This window comes from Tardiphaga sp. 768_D3_N2_1 (assembly GCF_052076105.1).
GTDB lineage: Bacteria > Pseudomonadota > Alphaproteobacteria > Rhizobiales > Xanthobacteraceae > Tardiphaga.
The window spans coordinates 3,125,865-3,143,660 of sequence record NZ_CP197245.1 but is presented as its reverse complement, the minus strand read 5'-3'; the positions used below and the strand labels follow the sequence as shown (position 1 = coordinate 3,143,660).

The window sequence follows — 17,796 nt, the reverse complement described above, 5'->3', positions numbered from 1 at the left end:
AGGGCATCTTACAGGCGCGTGGAGAGATGGCGCGGTATAAGCGACATGGTACAAAACTCGACAAAACTGCCGTTATAACGGTCGCAAAACAACCGTTATGCAAGTCGTAAAAATACCCATATGGCGTTCGCAAAACTGTCGACAGATTTCCGGAATGTGCCGAATAATATGTAACGTGCGGATTTATATAATCTATTTAATATGCCGTCACGGCGGCTTTATGACGAATTCGCAGGAACTGGAGACCGCTGAAGCTCGATTTCGTCGTGCTCGTCATCGAGGATCACGCCTACGGGATGATCCGATGGAAACAGGCCGTCGACCGTTTCGCCGATGCGGGGATGACTTTCGGTAATCCGGATTTCGTCGCCTACGCGCAGTCCTACGGTGCCCGGGGTCATCGCGTGACCGAGGCGGGCGCTCTGGCACCGACACTGGGGAAAGCCTTCGCGGTCGGTGGCCTCCACCTCATGGTGGTGCCGGTGGACTACTGCGAGAATGTTCGTGTTTTGGTGGACGAACTAGCCGACATGCAGCACAAGGGCGTTCTGCCCTTAACGCTGCGTCATCGCCGATGCTGCGTTGAAATCGACGGCCATCTGCGCAGTGGCAGGTTCGGATTGGTGACGCGGTGCCCCTGCCCACCAGGATCAAACTTGAGCTGCACTCGCGAGCGTTATGCCTGTCGCCGCACTCTGCGATCTCAACATTCCAACCTGACGCAGTAGCCCCGCAACCTGCTCCGCCTTATCTCATCAAAGATATGGCAGAGAAGGAGGGCCCGGTTGCCGATTCTTGTTCCGACAGACGTTCGATCGGAGCTGGTCGCGAGTGACCGCTTGAGGCGAAAAGCGGACGTCGTCCGTCAAGGTGCGGACGCTTCCGAACCGATTCAATTCATAACGCGTGGTGTGCGTGCGGGGAAAAGTCGCCGCGCGAGGCGCCCCGTGTCAGTTTGGATATAGCGAACCAGTCCTCTAAGACGGATCGATTGTCCGGTTACAGTCGGATTTTGTCTATCGCTTTGTCGCGCGCGCCCTCGCGAGGTTGCTGCATGCCCGATAAGCTTCAGTTTAAAGGCTGGGCTTCCGGAAGTTTCCACTTTCCGCTGACGATGGGCTGTTCAGGGCGATAAAGCCGTATAGTGTAGTTCCAGCCCTCAACGATCGGCAAGCAGTTTGGGATCTTGCCGTCACAGCCGCCGAACTGGACTTTGACGGAGCCGTCCGCATTCTTCTTCGCGGTGAGGTCGTTGATCGAATAAGCATTGTAGGCGTTTTTCTCAAAGAACCCTTTTGCGTTGTAGACGCTGATCGACCAGAAAGCCTTCACCGGCACGGCCTTTGGCACATTGAGGGTGTAAACTGTTTTGCCGTCATTTTTCGCGGGAGTGAAACTCGGGTACATGGCGTCCTTTTCCGGAATGCCACCCCATCCGGAGGCTGTGCCAATTAAGTGCTGTATCGGATCGACCTGGCCACGGGCTCCAAAGGAGCCGTGATACGATCTCTGATATTTTGCCAGCGCGAGCAGCGCATTGCGGATGTCAGTCAGCTTCTCCTGATCCCAGTTTGGAAGGTCCAGCGTGCCTGTCTTCTTCTGGCTGACCTTGATGGCATCCTGAAGTTTGTGGACCTCGGCGAGATCCTTGGGATCGTTGGGATCAACCAGCGTTCGGACAGCGACAAAGGCGTATCGCGTACCAACTGATTTCTGCGTCAGCGTCACCGGCTTCGTGCCATAGGCGACGATTGGCAGGTAGTGGTCCTGATCGACCACCATCATCGACATATAGCGCTTGCCCGTGTCGGGCAGCGAGAGCGTTACGGGCCCGCCAGCAAGATCAAACACCGCAAACGAGTACAGCGTATCCCGGTTCATTCGGATGACCGCTTGTTTATCGATGGATACGGGCTCCCGCGAGTGCTGAAATTTGCCCAGCCCGCCGATGGCCGTTGCATTCACCGCGAGGTAGCGGTCGGTCTCGGCGCGGGCAAAATTATCGACGGTGACAGGCTGTTTGCCGTCCGGAGCCTGGGCGAACGCTCCTCCGGCCAGTGCAACCGAAGCCAATGCGAAACCAATCCCAACCGAGCGAAACATCGACATACCTCTTCATTCAATCTGACTGGCGACGCAGGGGGCATTCCACAGGCGCGGCACGTTGAAGCTTAAATGCCATCCAAGCGATCAACGCGTAATCGGTAGGCAAATGCCTCCGAGCGTTTCGAGCATCTCGGATCACTTGTCTTGCCATTTCGCGCCAATGGACATCCGACACCGCGTGGGGGGCGCTGGCTAGTTCTGCGTCAGATAAAGCGGCGTCCTGAACGTCAATTGATAGGACGGCTGCGGGATCCATTGGACCTGCACCATCACACCGAACAGGCGATTGTCGTTGTCATCCATTCGGTCCAGGTCAAGGCGTAGGACGGGCTGGGTAAAGGGCTGGATTAGCGTTCGGTTCAGGAGCTCGACGCCGCCGAATGATTGCATGCCAACGCGGGCGGACGCTTTCCAGTTGTTCGACCACTGATAGTAGCCGCCGGCATATCCGATCATGCCCGGACGGACGTCCGCCGAGGCGCTTTGGACCGCGACGCGGGTGTCCTGGAAGCCAAGGAGAAATCCCCTCGTCTGATCCTCGTCCAATGCATAGTCGAACTCGATGACGTTATTGAAATTCGTCGTCGCGAACGGGCCGAACGGCAGCGATTGCGTGATGGTCGATTGCACGGTGACGCTGGGGAGCGCGCCGCCATTTTGTTTGTAGAGATCGGCCTGGAAGCCGACGTTCCAGCTCGCGATGTCGATATCCGTCCAGCCGCCGAGCGGCATCGTGTTGGCGTTCACGGAAACACCGCCATAAACCGACACCCGATCGTTCAAGTCGACGGTCAGCGGGATATCAACCGTGACCGCGTGCACCGTCGGCAATTTGATATGGGTCGGCACGGTCGATGGCGTGTGACCGGCCGCAAGGGCGATCGCCCCCAGAACCGAAAACAGCGACGTATTGCCGAAGCCGATTCCGATCGCGCCGCCGGGGGCTGTCGCATAGGTGGTCCGGAGATCCAGATAGACGCTTGGCGCGGTGAATTCAGCCGTTTGATCGGTGTCGTCTTTGCCGAAGGCAGCATTGGTCGCGCCCAAGCCGAGGGCGCAAACTAGAAGCCATCCATGGATCAGTCGAAGACGCCCGCTGCTCAAAACTGAGATCCGCTTATTGCGTGGACAAGGTCGTTGTCTCGGCTGCACAAACCTGTGCTGGCATAGCATGCTTTGTCTTCGCTGCCTCTACTTCGGCCTTCGCAGCCTTGAGGTCGGCAAGGAAGGTCGCGTTGGTCTGCAAGCGCGCAAAGGTCGCTGCCCCCATGATGCGGCCTGCATCGACGTCGCTCTGCCAATGCGCATCGCAGATCACGCGGCTCTGGCCGAAAGCGATGCCGCGCGTGAACAACTCGTTGGAACGCTCGGGATTGATCTGCGCGAAGACGAGGGCCCATCCCCAGCCGGCAGCCGTATGGCCCGACGGATAGGAGCCGTCTGTCCGCAGGATCGCTTCCTGATCCGCCCGGCATGTGGCTTCGTTGTGAACGACGAAAGGGCGGGTGCGGTTGTACTTGTTCTTCACGCCATAGGTCGACAGGCCGAAGTCGGACAGCATCTTCTGCATCATGGCATAGAGGCGCGGGGTCTGTTCCTTGTCGATCTTGATCCCCATCGCGCAGGAAAAATTATCGGCGGCTTGCGGGAAGGCAAGATCGGCGTCGGTGGAGGCCTGCTTCCAGCGGTCGGTGCCGCGCAGGGGGAGCGTTGCCTTGCGTGCTTCTTCGTCCCTGGCAAGCGCGGCCGAATCCTTCTCGGGGGGCGGACCGAGCAGGACCTGGCTGTTCGGCAGGTCGGCCGGCTTCAGATAACCGGGCGCTATCTTGAAATGGGGATCGGTGACCTTCGGTTGGGTTTCGTTCGATTGCGCGACGGCCTGCCCGCAAATCATAAACAGCACGAAGATGGATGCGCCTGCGGATCGAACCAGGTTTACGGTCATGGATAGTCCCTATTCATTTCAAGAGTGCCGGGATCATCGGGCGACTGAGTTTCCCCGAATGCGGGTCCCCGCCATCTGACCGGGCCGCCCCTTAGAAGGTAAGTCAGAGCCGCCGATCAAAAACGGTAGGTTGCTGCAAAGATCAGTGCTCTGAACATGGTTGCCACCTGACTTTTTCGGCACAACCAGTTGCCCGTGAAAAAGCAATCGAAGCGGAGGCGGTAAGATTGTGGTTCCAGTTTAATTGTCGGCTTCCTTGGGAAGGCAGAAGCAAAGCCGGGCCGGTGCCGACGTTCCGTGGAGCGGATTGTTCGCGGACGCCGATGCCTGCGTCCGGCCCGATTGTCTCTGATCGACGGGCGAATCCCATCCGGTCATTTCGTGCAGACTAAGGCCAACCGTCTTGCCACTTCGCGCCAATCGCGACCGGTCAAGCCATTTAGCGATCTCTACGTCCCGCTGATGCGTGCTCCATAAACGGCGGCATTGAGTTCTTCGAAATTTGTGAGGCGGTGTGTCCTGACTGATATGCCCGTCATCAATCCTATCCATCGTTCCTCAGAACATCGACAAAGAACAAGCCTGGAGGCGTCCCAGTTGAAGGAGCTAGAATTTGGTTTTGAACGAGCGCCCATCGGCGAGCGCCATTACATTGGTATCCAACGCGACGGGCACAGACACGGTAAAGTATCCGGCAGTGCCTTCCATGCGGTTCACGGCATCGAATTCACGATAGATTTTCAGGCGCGTTGAAATCGGGAGCTTCCCGACCTCGAACGTGTACCCAATCGAGCCGCCGAGTGCGATGACACGACCTTCAAAGGCGCCCAGCTTTGCGCCTGTTCCGGAGTCCGCCGTCAGTTGCCGGTAATAGTAACCGACGAGCCCGAGCGTGAATTCCTTGATGATGTATTTGGTTGCTGCCCACTCGAGGTGGAATTCATCGCCACTCCTGTAGTCGGTCGCCGTGTTGGTCTGGTTGAAGGTGACGCCCACCGCTGCGGAGAGATCCCAGCCGATGGCAGGATCCAGCCATGTGAAAGTGCCGAAGACGTCGAGCGCGGGTCTGTTCAGCGAGGCGTTCGACAGTTGACCGGCGACATACGTTCCGGACGGGATCACACCGCCGACGCCGAGCTGCCAGTGAAAATTGCCCGACTGCCACCCGACAAAGGACTGGAGAAAGAAGTCGCTGAGGTTAGCATTCTTGTCCGTCACGCCGACACCGATCGGCCCGAAGCGCGGAGAGTTCACCAGCAGATTTGCATTCACGCGCGGCTCACCAACGGGCGTCGTCAACGAGAATGCGAGATTGCCGCCGAGAATCTTGGCAGGTGTAACCCAGAGTGTTGTTGGCAATTCGATCCAGCTCTGGGCCGAGACGTCTGCAACGAGAAGACCACCGGTCGGCAGAGTTCGACCGCCGCTGAGTTTGCCGTCGTAATAATAGAAATCGTTCTGAAAGAAGACGCCGGGCGGCGGCGTAATGCCCGCGCCGGTTGCGTGTGACCCGAGGAGGAAGACACTTACGCCGCCTTCGGCTGCTGTGACTGGCGTTTGTGACCAGCACAGCATGGCGCTGGCAGCAATCGTTATCGTCAAAGAGAAGCGCATCAACAAACTCCGCGTGGCAGAACAGCAGGAATTAGAACGGGATCAACATACGTGCGAATCGATATTCGTCACACCGAACTCCCGCGCACTCACATTATTCGCAGGGTGTTGCGTTTACATCGAAAAGCCACACCACGCTAAGGGACCCGATCTTGAATGGGGCCATTCCAGCGCAAACGCATTCGCCCTGAGACAGGATGCGTCAAAAAAAGCTGAAGCACTTTCCGATGGGAGCGCGCTCCAGCTATTTCAGTAACGTTGAGAACAACGCATCAGTCGTTGCTCGACGTGAATCGACAACAACGACCCGCTGAAAGAGCTCTCGATTTGAGTGCGATCAGTAGCACCGGTTATAGATTCGGCCGTAGACGTCGACCGCCTGAACGCAAGCGGGTGGCGCGGCTACGGCGGCTGCACCCGCGACTGTTCCGCCCACGATGGCTCCGCCAACGACGGCTCCTCCCACGATGGCTCGGCGCGTTGTTCGCCGTGCGACGCCAGCGTAACTCAGGGGTGTGAGCGGAGCTCCGATGAGTGCCTCAGCCGAGGTCATGAACGTGCCGCCACGCGTGAGCGACGCCTGTTCGCTGACCGACAAACACAGGATGGCCACGCTCGTTCCGAGGGCGATTTTCAGCAGCTTGCTTTTCAATCCAGTCATTTCTTCTCTCCGCTGGGGCCGATTCCTGGGGGGATCTCATCGATATGGCCGAGATTCTGAATCTCGTGTTTCTTTATGTCTGCGCTCGGCTTGAAAGCGAATGTATCGGCAGTGGTGTCGGGGCTCGTTTTCCAGCTGCTAATTCGGAGCGTGTACTGAGGCGCGCCTGTCACCGTTTTGGTGGTGATGATGTATTTGCGCGGAATCGGCGTCGCGCCTGGTTCTATCCAGATCTGCCAGTCGACATCCGGCGTACGGAAAGCCAGGTGTTCACACTCATGGCCGTCGATGACGCCCCTGCCGATATGCTTGGCGTCATAGACTCCATCCATCAAGGCTGCATAGGAATTGGCGAGAAGAAGATCGGCACCCGGCGCCTCGATGCCGGACTTGTCACGAATGCGGTCGACGAGCTGGTCGATGGTGCCGGGGGCTAGCATCTGCCCGTAGATTTTGCGGGCACGATCGGAAACGGTGAAATTGGTGCCATCGTATACGAGCTCAACGTCGGCGTAGCCGCCGGTTCGTGTCACGCGGAGTTTGTCCGGCCGATGGAGGGTGAGTTGCCCGGAACTGGCAAACTGAACCTTCTGCATGTCCGGGGTCATGATCTCGATATCGGAATCATACGACATCGAAACATTCTTTTGATTCGCGATGTAGTCGGACATTGCGCGCAGGATGGATGCAGCATCATCCGCGTGGGCAGCGCCAACTCCAACGCATGTCGCAGATAAACCCGACGCGATCAGGAGTGCGGCAACAGAGGGGATCGAACGGCGCGCCACATTCAAGGGCGTTCTGGATTGGCTTTTCAAGAGATGATTCCTGTTACTTGTGAGTTCGCTGGGCCGGCAAACCTGAATGATGGAGAAACCCACCATTCATTTGGCAGTGCGGACCTTTTCAGCCTTCAGAAGAACGTCGATGGCCTTGATGATCGTCGTGCCCTGATTGGCCTTGCAGTAGACGATCAATTCGTGAATGCCTTCTCGAACTCTGGGCAAGTTGATGGACGACTTCTTTCCGAGGCCATTGTACCAACCGCTGTACCAGACGCCGAGAAAGTTCGCGTCTTCTTGATACGTTCCGGCGAGTTGCGCGCAAGTCAGCTTCTGCACGTTGATGTAACCATCCGCATCGGCATAGGCCTTCAATTCGGTTTGGGCTTGAGCCGAGCTCAGCGGTGCTGCGCACGCAACAGCAAGAACAAAAGCAAGTTTCTTCATCATTGAGTTTCCCTCGTGATTCAGCAGGCATTATCTGCAGGGGTAGTGACGTTCATTCTCGACCGGGAGCGGCAAACACCTTCGTTCTCCGCTCCCGGCCGACGATAATTTGATGGGATCAACCACTCAGTTCAGATACTCAACCCGTAGACGGTTGATCTTTCCGTTGAACGCAAATGGCTTGCGGTCATAATACGCGAACGAGACCGGCGAATAGCTGTCACGGCCGACGTCGAAAGCGTCATTGGCAGTAAACCCGAGTGAGGTTGAGCGAGGCACCCGGCCCTTGGCCACTTCCTTGCCGTCCACGCGGATGACGATGTCGAGAGGACCAGCGTGTACGCTGCTGGCCACGCGTGTTTCGACTTCGATCTTGACCTTTCCGGTCGGGAGCGGAGCGGTCGTATCGAGCCTCGTCCGTTCGATCTCGTACAGATTGTACTCAAAGCTGAGCTTGCCGTCTTCGACCCACAGCGAAAGCCCGCCCGAGATCGCGCCCAGTGCGTAGAGCACGCCCTTCGAGTCCGGCTTCAGTTCTGCGTCGATGCTGACAAGGCTGCTTCGTGATCCGAGCTTCGGTGCGGTGAACTCCGGAACGGCAACGACTTCCTGCGTGTAGTCGAACGACTTGGCCGGATTGGCTGGCGCGTCTTCGGGATGGAAGACAACGGACCACAGGCCGCCGCCGACGGGATAGACCTTGTTTGCCTTTGCGTTCGCATCGAATGTCTTCTTCATCTCCTCGACTTTTTTGGGATTGGCAGACGCGATATCCTTCGCCTGCGAAAAGTCCTTCCGGAGATCGTAGAGTTCCCACACGTCGTTCTCAGGCGTCCATTTCGCGATCGCTGGATCGACACCTGCCTGCCAGGGGATGCGTGGTCCGAACACGGACGCAATCCACTCGTCCTTGTAGATCGCGCGGCTGCCCATCACCTCGAAATACTGTTCCTTCTTCTGTCCCGGCGCGGTTGGCGCCTCGAAGGAGTAGACCATGCTGATGCCGTCGAGTGGGTCCTGTGTGACGCCATCGACAAGCTTTGGCGGCTTGATTTTCAGGATGTCATAAATCGTCGGCACGATATCGTTGACATGATGAAACTGCGGATGCGGTGTCTTGTCCGGCTTGATCCTGGTCGGCCAGGAAACCGCCATCGGCGTACGCGTCCCGCCGAAATGCGCCGCGATCAGTTTGGTGGACTGATAAGGCGTAGAGCCGGCCCACGCCCAGCCGGCATGGTACATGTTGTCGACCTTGGGCGATCCGAGCACATCCAGGCCGCCTAGTTCCGTCAGGGTGCGGAGGTGATCCTTCATCTCGGAAGCAATACCATTCTGCGCCAGCAGTTCGCTGATGGTCCCGTTCTGACCTTCGGCGCTCGAGCCGTTGTCACCCCAGACGTAGAAGATGAGGGTGTTGTCACGAATGCCGAGTTCGTCGAGCGTATCGATCAGCCGGCCGGCCTGGGCATCCGCATGCTCGGTGTATCCGGCGAACACCTCCATGAGCCGGCGCTGGAATGGCTTTTCGTCCTCGGGGATATCGGCCCACGCGGCAAGCGTTTTCGGCCGCGGCGTCAGTTCGGTGTCTTTCGGAATCCATCCGAGTTCTTTCTGGCGGGCGAAGACGCGCTCGCGCATGACATCCCAGCCGTCGTCGAACTTGCCCTTATATTTGTCCGCCCAGTTCTTGAAAATGTGGTGCGGACCATGGGAGGCGCCAGGGGTCCAGTACATGAAGAACGGGCGATCGGGCGTCAGCGCGTGGACCTGCTTGATCCATGAGACAGCCTTGTCGGTCATGTCCTCGGTGAAGTGATATTCTGTCTTGCCCGCGGATGGATCCAGGCGAACCGTATTTTCGACGACTGCGGGCTCCCACTGCGAGGATTCCCCGGCAAGGAAGCCGTAGAAGTAGTCGAAACCGACTCCCCGCCCTGCTGGCCAGTTCGTATAGGGACCGACGGCTGTGGTCTCGTTGGCCGGCGTGTTGTGCCACTTTCCGAAAGCGCCCGTCGCATAGCCGTAATAGCCGAGCACTTTCGGCGCGGCCGCGGATGTAGCCGGGATATGGCCGGAGTAGCCATCCCAATCGTTTGCCAGTTCTGCGATCTGGCCAAACCCGACACGGTGATGATTACGTCCGGTCAGCAACGCTGCTCGCGTTGGGGAGCACATTGCGGCATTGTGGAAGCGATTGTACGACACGCCGCCTTCGGCAACACGGCTCAGCGTGTCTGTCTTGATCACGCCACCATAGGTGCTGGGGAGTGCGGGACCAACGTCGTCGAGCATGATCACGACGATGTTTGGTGCATTGGCCGGAAGGCGCGATTTCTCCGGTACCGGGTTATAGGTGGACTGCGCGATCGTCGGACCAGCCTTGCTTCCTGACGGCGTGGGCGGGAAAGGCAGCGATTCCTGGGCGACAGCAGGCGTTCCCAACAACAGGAGAGTCGTGCTCACGCCCAACCAGCGTGCCCTGAGATGGTTATTAAGAGGCTTATTCATTCGATTCTCCATTTCGAACAACGCATCTGAACCCGACATGACTTGTCGAAGTATCGATTGCTTCTGGATGGCGAGCCGCAGGCCGATAGTGGCGGCAATAATTCGGAGCGCACAGATGCGAGCCGCCTTTGAGGACCTTCCGCGGGATTTTTATTTCGGGAAGACATGGATCGTAGCTGGCTGACTCATGCCCGCCGCGAGGATTGCTGGGCACGCAGCAGGCTTTCGTCGTGTCTGCTTCGTGCTGCGCGGAGTACCAGTCGGACGTCCACTCCCAGACGTTGCCGATCATGTCGTAGAGACCGTATCCGTTGGGCGGAAAGGCTTTCACGGGCGACGTGCGGGAGTATCCGTCCTGCTCAAGATTGACCGTCGGAAACGATCCTTGCCAGGTATTCGCCATATGCCGGCCATCGGGGATCAGCTCCGATCCCCATGCGAATTCGGCCTGTTCGAGGCCTCCTCTGGCGGCGAACTCCCACTCGGCTTCTGTAGGAAGATTCTTGCCCTTCCATCGTGCATAGGCCAGCGCGTCCTGGTGGGTGACGTGGACGACAGGATGATCATCTCGTCCTTCGATGCTGCTAACCGGACCATAGGGATGGCGCCAGTTGGCACCCTCGAGAAACGACCACCACTGCGACCAGTCATCAAGACCGACACGCCCGGTCGGCTCGCGAAAAACCAGCGAGCCCGCATACAACATTTCCGGCAATATGCCGGGATAGTCTTTTGGATCGGGCACGGATTCGGCAACCGTGCGATATCCTGTGGCGGCCACGAACTCAGCAAACTGAGAATTGGTGACGGGAGTCTCGTCAATGAAGAACCCATCAACACTGACGCGGTGAGCCGGTTTCTCTTCGGGGTAGTGCCGATCCGAACCCATCCAGAACGTTCCGGCATACACGAAGATCATGCCGTCTCGTACATGCTCCGATCGCAAATCCGTCTGAGCCGTTTCGGCGCAGGTCAGCGTTCTCAATATGCTGGTTCCAGTTTACTTGTCGGAGTCATTGGGATGGTGGAAGCAAAGCCGGGCCGGTGCCGACGTTCCGAGGGCGGAATCTCTGGGGAAGCCGGGGCCTGCGCCCGGCCCGGTTGCCTTACGATCGACAGGTGCACCCTGTCGCGGGTCATTTCGTGCAGAGGAAGGTCCATCGTCTTGCCATTTCGCGCCAAACGCTGCCGGCCATGTCATTTGCAGGTGAATTCTTGCCTCAATGCACAAGGCGCGGCGACCGCTGCAATTCGAGGCCGACAGGTGCCGGCAAGAGAACGGTGACATTCTTCGGGCTCGCCAGTAGCGATTCGAATGAAATTGTGGCTGATGCAAAGTGCCCTCTGATGATCGCGACGAGACCCAATGGCCAACATCCCTTTGACGCGCTGCCAGTTTCTTCTGCCCTTCGTTGGGATTCTCGACGAGACCGGCGCGCCGACGAGTTCGCTTCTGACCAAGTTTCGGCTTCCGTCGTCTTTGGTCGACAAGAGCGATCTCTATGTCCCGCTGATGCCGGCCATCCGCTTCATGGAAACCGCCCGCAGAAGCCAGGGCATTGAAGAATTCGGCTTCCTGGCCAGCCAGCGGCTACATTTCTCCCATATGCGCGAGAAAACGCGGGCCCTGATCGCTCGCTCTCCGACACTGCTCGTTGCGCTGCGGCATGCCTGCACATGGGCGCCGCGGGAGGATACAATCCTGAGCATGTGGATCGAGCACGATGACGATCGCGCGCGGATTTGCACTACGCTCGCCGGGACAAACGGGCTCCTGCATATGGAGCACCTGCAATGGATCCAGAACATTTTCTCCATACACATCGTCCGGCAGTTCGCAGGGCCGGACTGGATGCCGGCGACGATCGCCTTTGAAGCGCGCTACACGCCGCGGCCCGCAACGCAATCCTTGTGGCCCAATGTGCGGTTCCTGTCAGGCCAGCATGCCGCGTGGATCGACGTGCCGATCTCTTATCTCAGTCTCACCAATCGTCGGAAAGACGTGAGCCCTGCGCCGCAAGCCCACGAGGACGGCCCGTCCGGCTACGACATCGTTGAGCTGCTAAAACTGATGCTGCCGTCCTATCTGGACGACGGAATTCCGGCCCTCGCTGAAGTCGCTGAAATGGCGGGCGTCAGCACACGCAGCTTTCAGCGTAAACTTGCGCATGTCGGCCTCAGCTATTCAGATCTGCTTGATACCGTCAGATATGAAAATGCGAGCAAGCTTCTGCGCGAAACGGATTCCAGGATTATCGATATCGCCCTTTCTTCCGGCTATACGGATCCGGCACACTTCAGTCGCGCTTTCCGCCGAATTTCCGGTGTGACACCGCGACAGTTCCGCGAACAATCGCGATCTGGATAAGGTGCATGTTATCTGGGCGTTTCGCGCCCGAAGGATAATGGCAGCGGCTATCATCAAAGTGCGACCGACGCCCCGATTCCTATTTGGTCAGGTAAGATGCTTGTTTGCCTTCGGATTTTCTCGGCCGTCAAGGTGATGGAAGCTCCGATCTGGCCCTTCAGCCACTGGACGAAAGCTCCCACCTTGCGTCTGAACCACGGCGGCTGCTTGATTCACAGCGAACAATGTCCGGTACTGGCGCAAAGCGGACGTATACTACGCCGCTTCGATTTCAAGAATGTTCGTGTTTCGGTGGACGAACTAGCCGACATGCAGCAATAGGCACGGATTCCGTCGTCGCGGAAGCGCGTATGACAACTGCAGGTGCATCTATTCCGAGACATTGGATTTCGCGTATGCGGCGCAGCTCGCGTGAGTTTTTCTATGCGCATCTTTCATCTCACCGGTGTCTGCCCAGAGGTTTCTCGATGGCGTCGTCTCCATCAACGTCACCATGACCAAGGAGGAAACTTGCATCGCCAGTCAGTATGACGTCGGAGACGGTTATCACGGCCGCAGGACGGCTTCTGGCGAGCGGTTCAACACATACGCTTTGACGGCCGCGCATCGCACCAGGCGCTTCGGCAGTTACGTCACGGTAACGAACAAATCCAATGGTCGACCGGTCCGAGTGCGCATCACGGACAGGGGCCCGTTCATCAAGGGGCGCTGCATTGATCTCTCTCGAGCCGGCGCGAATGAGATCAGCATGGGTGTGACGATTAGGGGTATGGTTCGATAAGCCGCAACGTCCTCTTCCGTCGCCGCCTCGATATTGCAGCCGGACTTCCTATAAGTAATGCATATCAATACTTATAGATCGTCCACGAATGGATCCTTTAAGCGACGTAATTGCACTGCTACGCCCCGGGACGGCGGTTTCCAAACCAATCGCCGGGCGTGGTCGATGGGGAGTTCAATACGCCGCCCATAGTGCGCCTGGCTTCACGATAATTCTTAAAGGCGAGTGTTGGATCACGCTTGAGGGCAGGGCGCCTGCTAAGTTTGAGAAAGGGGATTTTCTCCTTTTGCCGTCCACGCCACCCTTTTCACTGGCGAGCGAACCTACGATCAACTGCGAACACCGAGACCCGGTGGCTGTTGCTGTCAGGCACGGTGATCAGGAGGGAGAACCTGACTTCATTTCTCTCGGTGGAACGTTCCGGATCGAGCAGGTCAATGCTCCGCTCCTGCTCACGCTTCTTCCAAGCTTCATCCATGTGCCTGCGTCGCAGGGGCGTGCCGGCAGGCTAGGGAAAGTGATCGAACTGATAACGGAAGAATGCGAACATGAAGATCCCGGCAGAGAGGTGATCCTTCAGCGACTACTGGAGATACTGCTCGTCGAGACACTCCGGTCGCGTGGCGTAGACCGCGAGACGGCAGGGCTCCTCAGCGCTATGCGAGATCCGCTGCTAGCGCGTGTTCTTCGCATGATGCATGAAGACATCCGGATGAACTGGACGGTTGCAGGGCTTGCGCAACTATCTGGCCTTTCGCGGTCGGCGTTTGCAGCGCGCTTCGGTGACGCTCTTGGCTGCGGTCCGATCGAATATCTGGCGCGCTGGCGGATGGCTGTCGCGAAGGATGCGCTAATCCGAACGGCGAAGACTTTAGACACAATTGCGGCAGAGGTCGGTTATGAGTCCGCGAGCGCATTCAGCACGGCTTTCCGTAAACGACACGGTTGCTCTCCTGGCAAGTTCGCTCGTGCTGGCAATCAAAGCGCGGCGGCCTAGGCAAATCCCCGCGCGACTTCGTTCTGGACGATGAATAACAAAAAATGGACAGTTGATTATCGACCGTCTCGGCGTTGCGACCTAGGAAAGGGGCATCGAAAACGTCGGAGCTCATCATGCCAACGATCCTAATTACCGGTTGCTCATCAGGCTACGGGCTGGAAACAGCTCGCCACTTTCTCGTCCACGGTTGGAACGTCATTGCTACGATGCGTTCGCCGCGACGGGGCATCCTGCCTCGTTCCGAGCGCCTACAAATACTTCCTTTGGACGTTACGAACGAAGAGAGTATCGCTGCAGCAATCGAAGGTGCCGGGCAGATTGATGTACTTGTGAACAATGCCGGCATCGGCGTTGTGGGCGCATTCGAAGCAACGCCGATGTCGCATATTCGCAAAGTGTTCGAGACTAATACTCTGGGCGTTATGGCGATGACGCAAGCCGTGGTCCCACAAATGCGGGCGCGCCGCTCTGGTGCGATTGTCAACGTCACATCAAGCGTGACTCTCGCTGCGATGCCTTTGACGGCGGCCTACACCGCAAGTAAACAGGCGATCGAGGGTTTCACCGGGTCTCTTTCGCATGAGCTCGCCTACTTCAATATCCGAACCAAACTCGTCGAGCCCGGTTACGCGCCCACGACGAGGTTTGCTCAGAACACATCCGTCCGAATCGAAGACCTGATCCCGACACCTTATGTCGATTTTGCTGCACCAATCTTCGCCGCCTTCGCACAGCCGGCATTGACCACCAAGGAAACCGATGTCGCTGAAGCGGTCTGGGCCGCAGTGCACGATACAGCCGGTCAGCTTCGTTTTCCTGCGGGCCAAGATGCTGTCGCATTGGCAAGCGACCTCAAATCGCGCGCAAGTATGATTTAGTGGCGACTAGGCTCAAGAGAGGGCGGCTGGATCAGGGTTGGTCTTGTTTGTCTCTGTAAACTTGCCCGGCTGCCGAAAGGTAGTCGGGCCTTATTAATTGGTGGTGTTGGAGTTTGTGCGCGTCCGGCAATAAACGTAAGCTACGTGAAGCATGGAGGCTGCTATGTGGGTAACATTGGCTTGCTTCGCTTGTTTTTTTGATTGGCGGATACGCGGGACTCTGCCTTGGTTTCTGCGCCGGCACGGAACATGTCCGGGAAGAGGTGAGAGAGTTGTTGAACAGACGGTGGCCAATCGCTGAAGGCCAGCCGCGGCAGTAATCATTTATGAGGACTGTGGCGCCTTCCTCGCAAAGTAAACGAAGGCCGGTCGTCAAGATCAAATCCGTTCGAGTGCAGTCCGGCGCATTCCTCGACGCTCCGGGCTTGTTCTTGGTATTTGGCTGCCAGTGCATTTAGCCGATCGGCTACTGATCGATACCCGACGAGTTTAGCAAACTGCTTGCACCTTCGGGACGTCGCTCTCAGTCCAGCAGCCGCTGCGATCGCTTCACGTTGGAGCTTTGTCAAAGCCATTTTGGTGTTACAAAGCGTAGGACTCAGGGGAAGGCTCGGCCAAGACTGGCTAGCGTCAAAGTTTGAACGGTCTCAGTGCGGCTCGTCCTCTTATATTCAGCCGTGGCGAAACGCTGCGCTACGGCGCTGGTCGAGGCACTTCCTTTGCCGCATATTGAGCGTGCGGTGTCGGAACATCATTGGGCCAAGAATTACCCATTAGAGCCAGCGCCGAACGGCGGGCCTTTTCTATCGCCCGGGCTTCGATCTGCCGTACTCGCTCGCGGGACACGCCGAATTCATTGCCAAGCTCATCAAGTGTCGCCGGGTCATCCGACAGCCAACGAGCTGCAATGATCCTTTGCTCTCGCGCAGAAAGGGCATCGAGGGCTTTCCGTAGCGCTCGTGTTTGCCGCTCTGAATCGCTTCTTTCGAGGAGGTTTTGCTCAAGGTCAACGTCGTCAGCCAGTCGGTCCAGCCACTCGGTTGGCGCGTCATCGTCCTCCCTGGCTTTTGCGTTGAGTGAAATGTCGCCGAGAAAACGCCGGTTCATTTCGATGACTTCGGGCTCCGGCGCTTGCAGACGCGTGGCAATCGTCGTCACCTGATCAGGTCGCATGTCTCCATCGTCGAGGGCTGCAATCTTGCTTTTTAGCCGCCGCAGGTTGAAGAACAGTCGCTTCTGTGTTGACGACGCACTGATCTTGACGATCGACCAGGAGCGCAGGATGTAGTCCTGGATCGTCGCCTTAATCCACCAAGTAGCGTAAGTGGCCAATCTGAAGCCGCGGTCCGGATCGAACCGCTTGACCGCTTGCATCAAACCGATATTTCCTTCGGAAATAACGTCGGCAATCGGAAGGCCGTATCCGCGATATCGCATGGCAATTTTGGCAACTAGGCGCAGGTGACTCGTAACGAGTTGGAGCGCGGACTCCCGGTCATCTTCATCGCGCAGCTTTCGGGCAAGCGAAACTTCCTGTTCGGGTGAGAGCAGGGGAAATTGTTTGATGGCCGTGAGATAGCGGGTAAGCCCGCTGCCGTCCGACAAGATCGGAAGAGATATGCTCGACATCGTAAACTCCATGCAATCGGAATGCCGCGGCAACTTGCGCTGCCGCGGCCGTTATCAGCGGACGATTGTCAGGCGGCTTGCGAAGGTAGCTTTTCTACCCTCTGTTGATCAGACCTGCCGATTTCGATCTTGCGCGGTTTCATGACTTCCGGCACTTCGCGGATCAAGCCGATCTGCAGCAGGCCGTTGTCGAAGTGTGCGCCTGTGACCTGAACGTGCTCCTCAAGGTTAAACTGCCGCTTGAAAGCGCGGCCAGAAATTCCCTGATAAACAAAGTCCCGGTGCTGCTCGTCCTTGCGCCCTTCGACGGTCAGAACGTTCTGCTCGGCCGTCACCGAAATATTGTCCGGTGAGAAACCAGCTAGCGCGAGCGATATCTGATAGCGATCGTCGCCGACGCGCTCGATGTTATACATCGGAAAAGTTTCCTCGTTCGCGCGTTGAGCCGCATCCACGAGATTGAAAAGGCGGTCGAAGCCGATGCTTGAGCGCCAGAGCGGGGCGAAATCGAAAGTTGTCATAGCCAAATCCTCCATTGAGCAAGATGGGTATGAGCAGACGCCGGACGCGACCGGCGCCCGCTTCCGTCGGACCCGACTGGCATCCGACAGGCAATAAAATAATGAAAATCAAAGATCGGTTTCAAGAGGTCGCGAATTTTTTTTCTAGGGATTCGGTCGCCTCATCGTGGCAATCGGCCTGCGCCGCCGGCCCGTCGCTGTCGGTCCGGCACGTAGGCGCGTCGAACAGCCGTTGCCATGCCGGTGCGGCGGTTTGCTTTCGCCGCGCGGCTCCATACAGACCGGGAAACAATGACCGGACATCGGCGTTTTGTCTTCACCTAAAAAGGGAGAAGGACCATGGATTGGAATAGGGTTGAGGGGAACTGGAAACAGATGAAGGGAAAAGTCAAAGAGCAGTGGGGCAAGCTCACTGACGATGACCTCGACGTTATCAACGGTAAACGTGAGCAACTTGAGGGTCGGCTGCAAGAGCGTTATGGCTACGCCAAGGATCAGGCCACGAGAGAAATCGACGACTGGTACTCACGTCAAAGCTGGTGATCAACGGGAC

Annotated in this window: 16 protein-coding genes and 1 pseudogene; 6 read left to right on the top strand and 11 right to left on the bottom strand. The window is 57.6% G+C overall.

The annotated features are described in order from the left end of the window. Window positions 1-202 precede the first annotated feature (202 nt). Window positions 203-524: pseudogene (locus tag AB8A27_RS14730) on the top strand (thiamine pyrophosphate-dependent enzyme); the annotation flags it as partial. A gap of 544 nt (window positions 525-1,068) precedes the next feature. On the opposite strand, the gene AB8A27_RS14725 reads toward AB8A27_RS14730, so the two are convergent. From AB8A27_RS14725 to AB8A27_RS14685, 9 genes are all read right to left on the bottom strand, one after another. Continuing rightward, window positions 1,069-2,109 carry a DUF1254 domain-containing protein gene (locus AB8A27_RS14725; protein WP_441242530.1) on the bottom strand — a complete coding sequence of 347 codons (1,041 nt, stop codon included), beginning with the start codon at window positions 2,107-2,109 and terminating at the stop codon, window positions 1,069-1,071. A 189-nt stretch (window positions 2,110-2,298) separates the two neighbouring features. Then, window positions 2,299-3,153 (bottom strand): hypothetical protein, encoded by an 855-nt coding sequence (locus AB8A27_RS14720; protein WP_441242529.1) that lies wholly within the window; start codon window positions 3,151-3,153, stop codon window positions 2,299-2,301. A 70-nt stretch (window positions 3,154-3,223) separates the two neighbouring features. Next, window positions 3,224-4,051 (bottom strand): acid phosphatase, encoded by an 828-nt coding sequence (locus tag AB8A27_RS14715; protein ID WP_441242528.1) that lies wholly within the window; start codon window positions 4,049-4,051, stop codon window positions 3,224-3,226. 606 nt (window positions 4,052-4,657) lie between these two features. Continuing rightward, entirely contained in the window at window positions 4,658-5,665 is a 1,008-nt protein-coding gene (locus tag AB8A27_RS14710; protein ID WP_441242527.1) for a SphA family protein, read from the bottom strand. A 337-nt stretch (window positions 5,666-6,002) separates the two neighbouring features. Next, complete coding sequence (locus AB8A27_RS14705) at window positions 6,003-6,326, bottom strand: hypothetical protein (protein ID WP_441242526.1); 324 nt, start codon at window positions 6,324-6,326, stop codon at window positions 6,003-6,005. After that, a complete protein-coding gene (locus AB8A27_RS14700; RefSeq protein ID WP_441242525.1) occupies window positions 6,323-7,144 on the bottom strand; it encodes a DUF2092 domain-containing protein in 822 nt (273 codons plus the stop codon). Before AB8A27_RS14700 ends, AB8A27_RS14705 begins: the two co-directional genes overlap by 4 nt. Window positions 7,145-7,210: 66 nt before the next feature. Then, window positions 7,211-7,558: an HdeA/HdeB family chaperone gene (locus tag AB8A27_RS14695; protein WP_441242524.1), complete on the bottom strand. Its 348-nt coding sequence runs from the start codon at window positions 7,556-7,558 to the stop codon at window positions 7,211-7,213. Window positions 7,559-7,681: 123 nt separating this feature from the next. Continuing rightward, window positions 7,682-10,066, bottom strand: coding sequence for an arylsulfatase (locus AB8A27_RS14690; protein ID WP_441242523.1), 2,385 nt, complete (start codon window positions 10,064-10,066; stop codon window positions 7,682-7,684). Further along, window positions 10,059-10,985 carry a formylglycine-generating enzyme family protein gene (locus AB8A27_RS14685; RefSeq protein ID WP_441242522.1) on the bottom strand — a complete coding sequence of 309 codons (927 nt, stop codon included), beginning with the start codon at window positions 10,983-10,985 and terminating at the stop codon, window positions 10,059-10,061. The genes AB8A27_RS14690 and AB8A27_RS14685 overlap by 8 nt, the downstream gene beginning before the upstream one ends. Before the next feature lie 447 nt (window positions 10,986-11,432). Between AB8A27_RS14685 and AB8A27_RS14680 the strand changes: the two genes are divergently transcribed. The 4 genes from AB8A27_RS14680 (at window position 11,433) to AB8A27_RS14665 (ending at window position 15,093) form a co-directional block, all read left to right on the top strand. Then, a complete protein-coding gene (locus AB8A27_RS14680) occupies window positions 11,433-12,434 on the top strand; it encodes a helix-turn-helix domain-containing protein (RefSeq protein WP_441242521.1) in 1,002 nt (333 codons plus the stop codon). Between the two features lie 493 nt (window positions 12,435-12,927). Further along, the gene (locus AB8A27_RS14675; RefSeq protein WP_441242520.1) at window positions 12,928-13,215 is read left to right on the top strand and encodes a septal ring lytic transglycosylase RlpA family protein; all 288 of its coding nucleotides are present in this window, start codon (window positions 12,928-12,930) and stop codon (window positions 13,213-13,215) included. A gap of 88 nt (window positions 13,216-13,303) precedes the next feature. Further along, entirely contained in the window at window positions 13,304-14,212 is a 909-nt protein-coding gene (locus AB8A27_RS14670; RefSeq protein ID WP_441242519.1) for an AraC family transcriptional regulator, read from the top strand. A 116-nt stretch (window positions 14,213-14,328) separates the two neighbouring features. Continuing rightward, complete coding sequence (locus tag AB8A27_RS14665) at window positions 14,329-15,093, top strand: SDR family oxidoreductase (RefSeq protein WP_441242518.1); 765 nt, start codon at window positions 14,329-14,331, stop codon at window positions 15,091-15,093. A gap of 693 nt (window positions 15,094-15,786) precedes the next feature. Here the strand turns inward: AB8A27_RS14665 and rpoH are convergent. Both rpoH and AB8A27_RS14655 read right to left on the bottom strand, forming a co-directional pair. Continuing rightward, window positions 15,787-16,722 (bottom strand): RNA polymerase sigma factor RpoH, encoded by a 936-nt coding sequence (gene rpoH / locus AB8A27_RS14660; RefSeq protein ID WP_441242517.1) that lies wholly within the window; start codon window positions 16,720-16,722, stop codon window positions 15,787-15,789. Between the two features lie 68 nt (window positions 16,723-16,790). Beyond that, a complete protein-coding gene (locus AB8A27_RS14655) occupies window positions 16,791-17,243 on the bottom strand; it encodes an Hsp20 family protein (RefSeq protein WP_441242516.1) in 453 nt (150 codons plus the stop codon). A 339-nt stretch (window positions 17,244-17,582) separates the two neighbouring features. Here AB8A27_RS14655 and AB8A27_RS14650 point away from each other — a divergent pair, with 339 nt between their 5' ends. After that, the gene (locus AB8A27_RS14650; protein ID WP_441242515.1) at window positions 17,583-17,786 is read left to right on the top strand and encodes a CsbD family protein; all 204 of its coding nucleotides are present in this window, start codon (window positions 17,583-17,585) and stop codon (window positions 17,784-17,786) included. The last annotated feature ends 10 nt before the right edge of the window (window positions 17,787-17,796 follow it).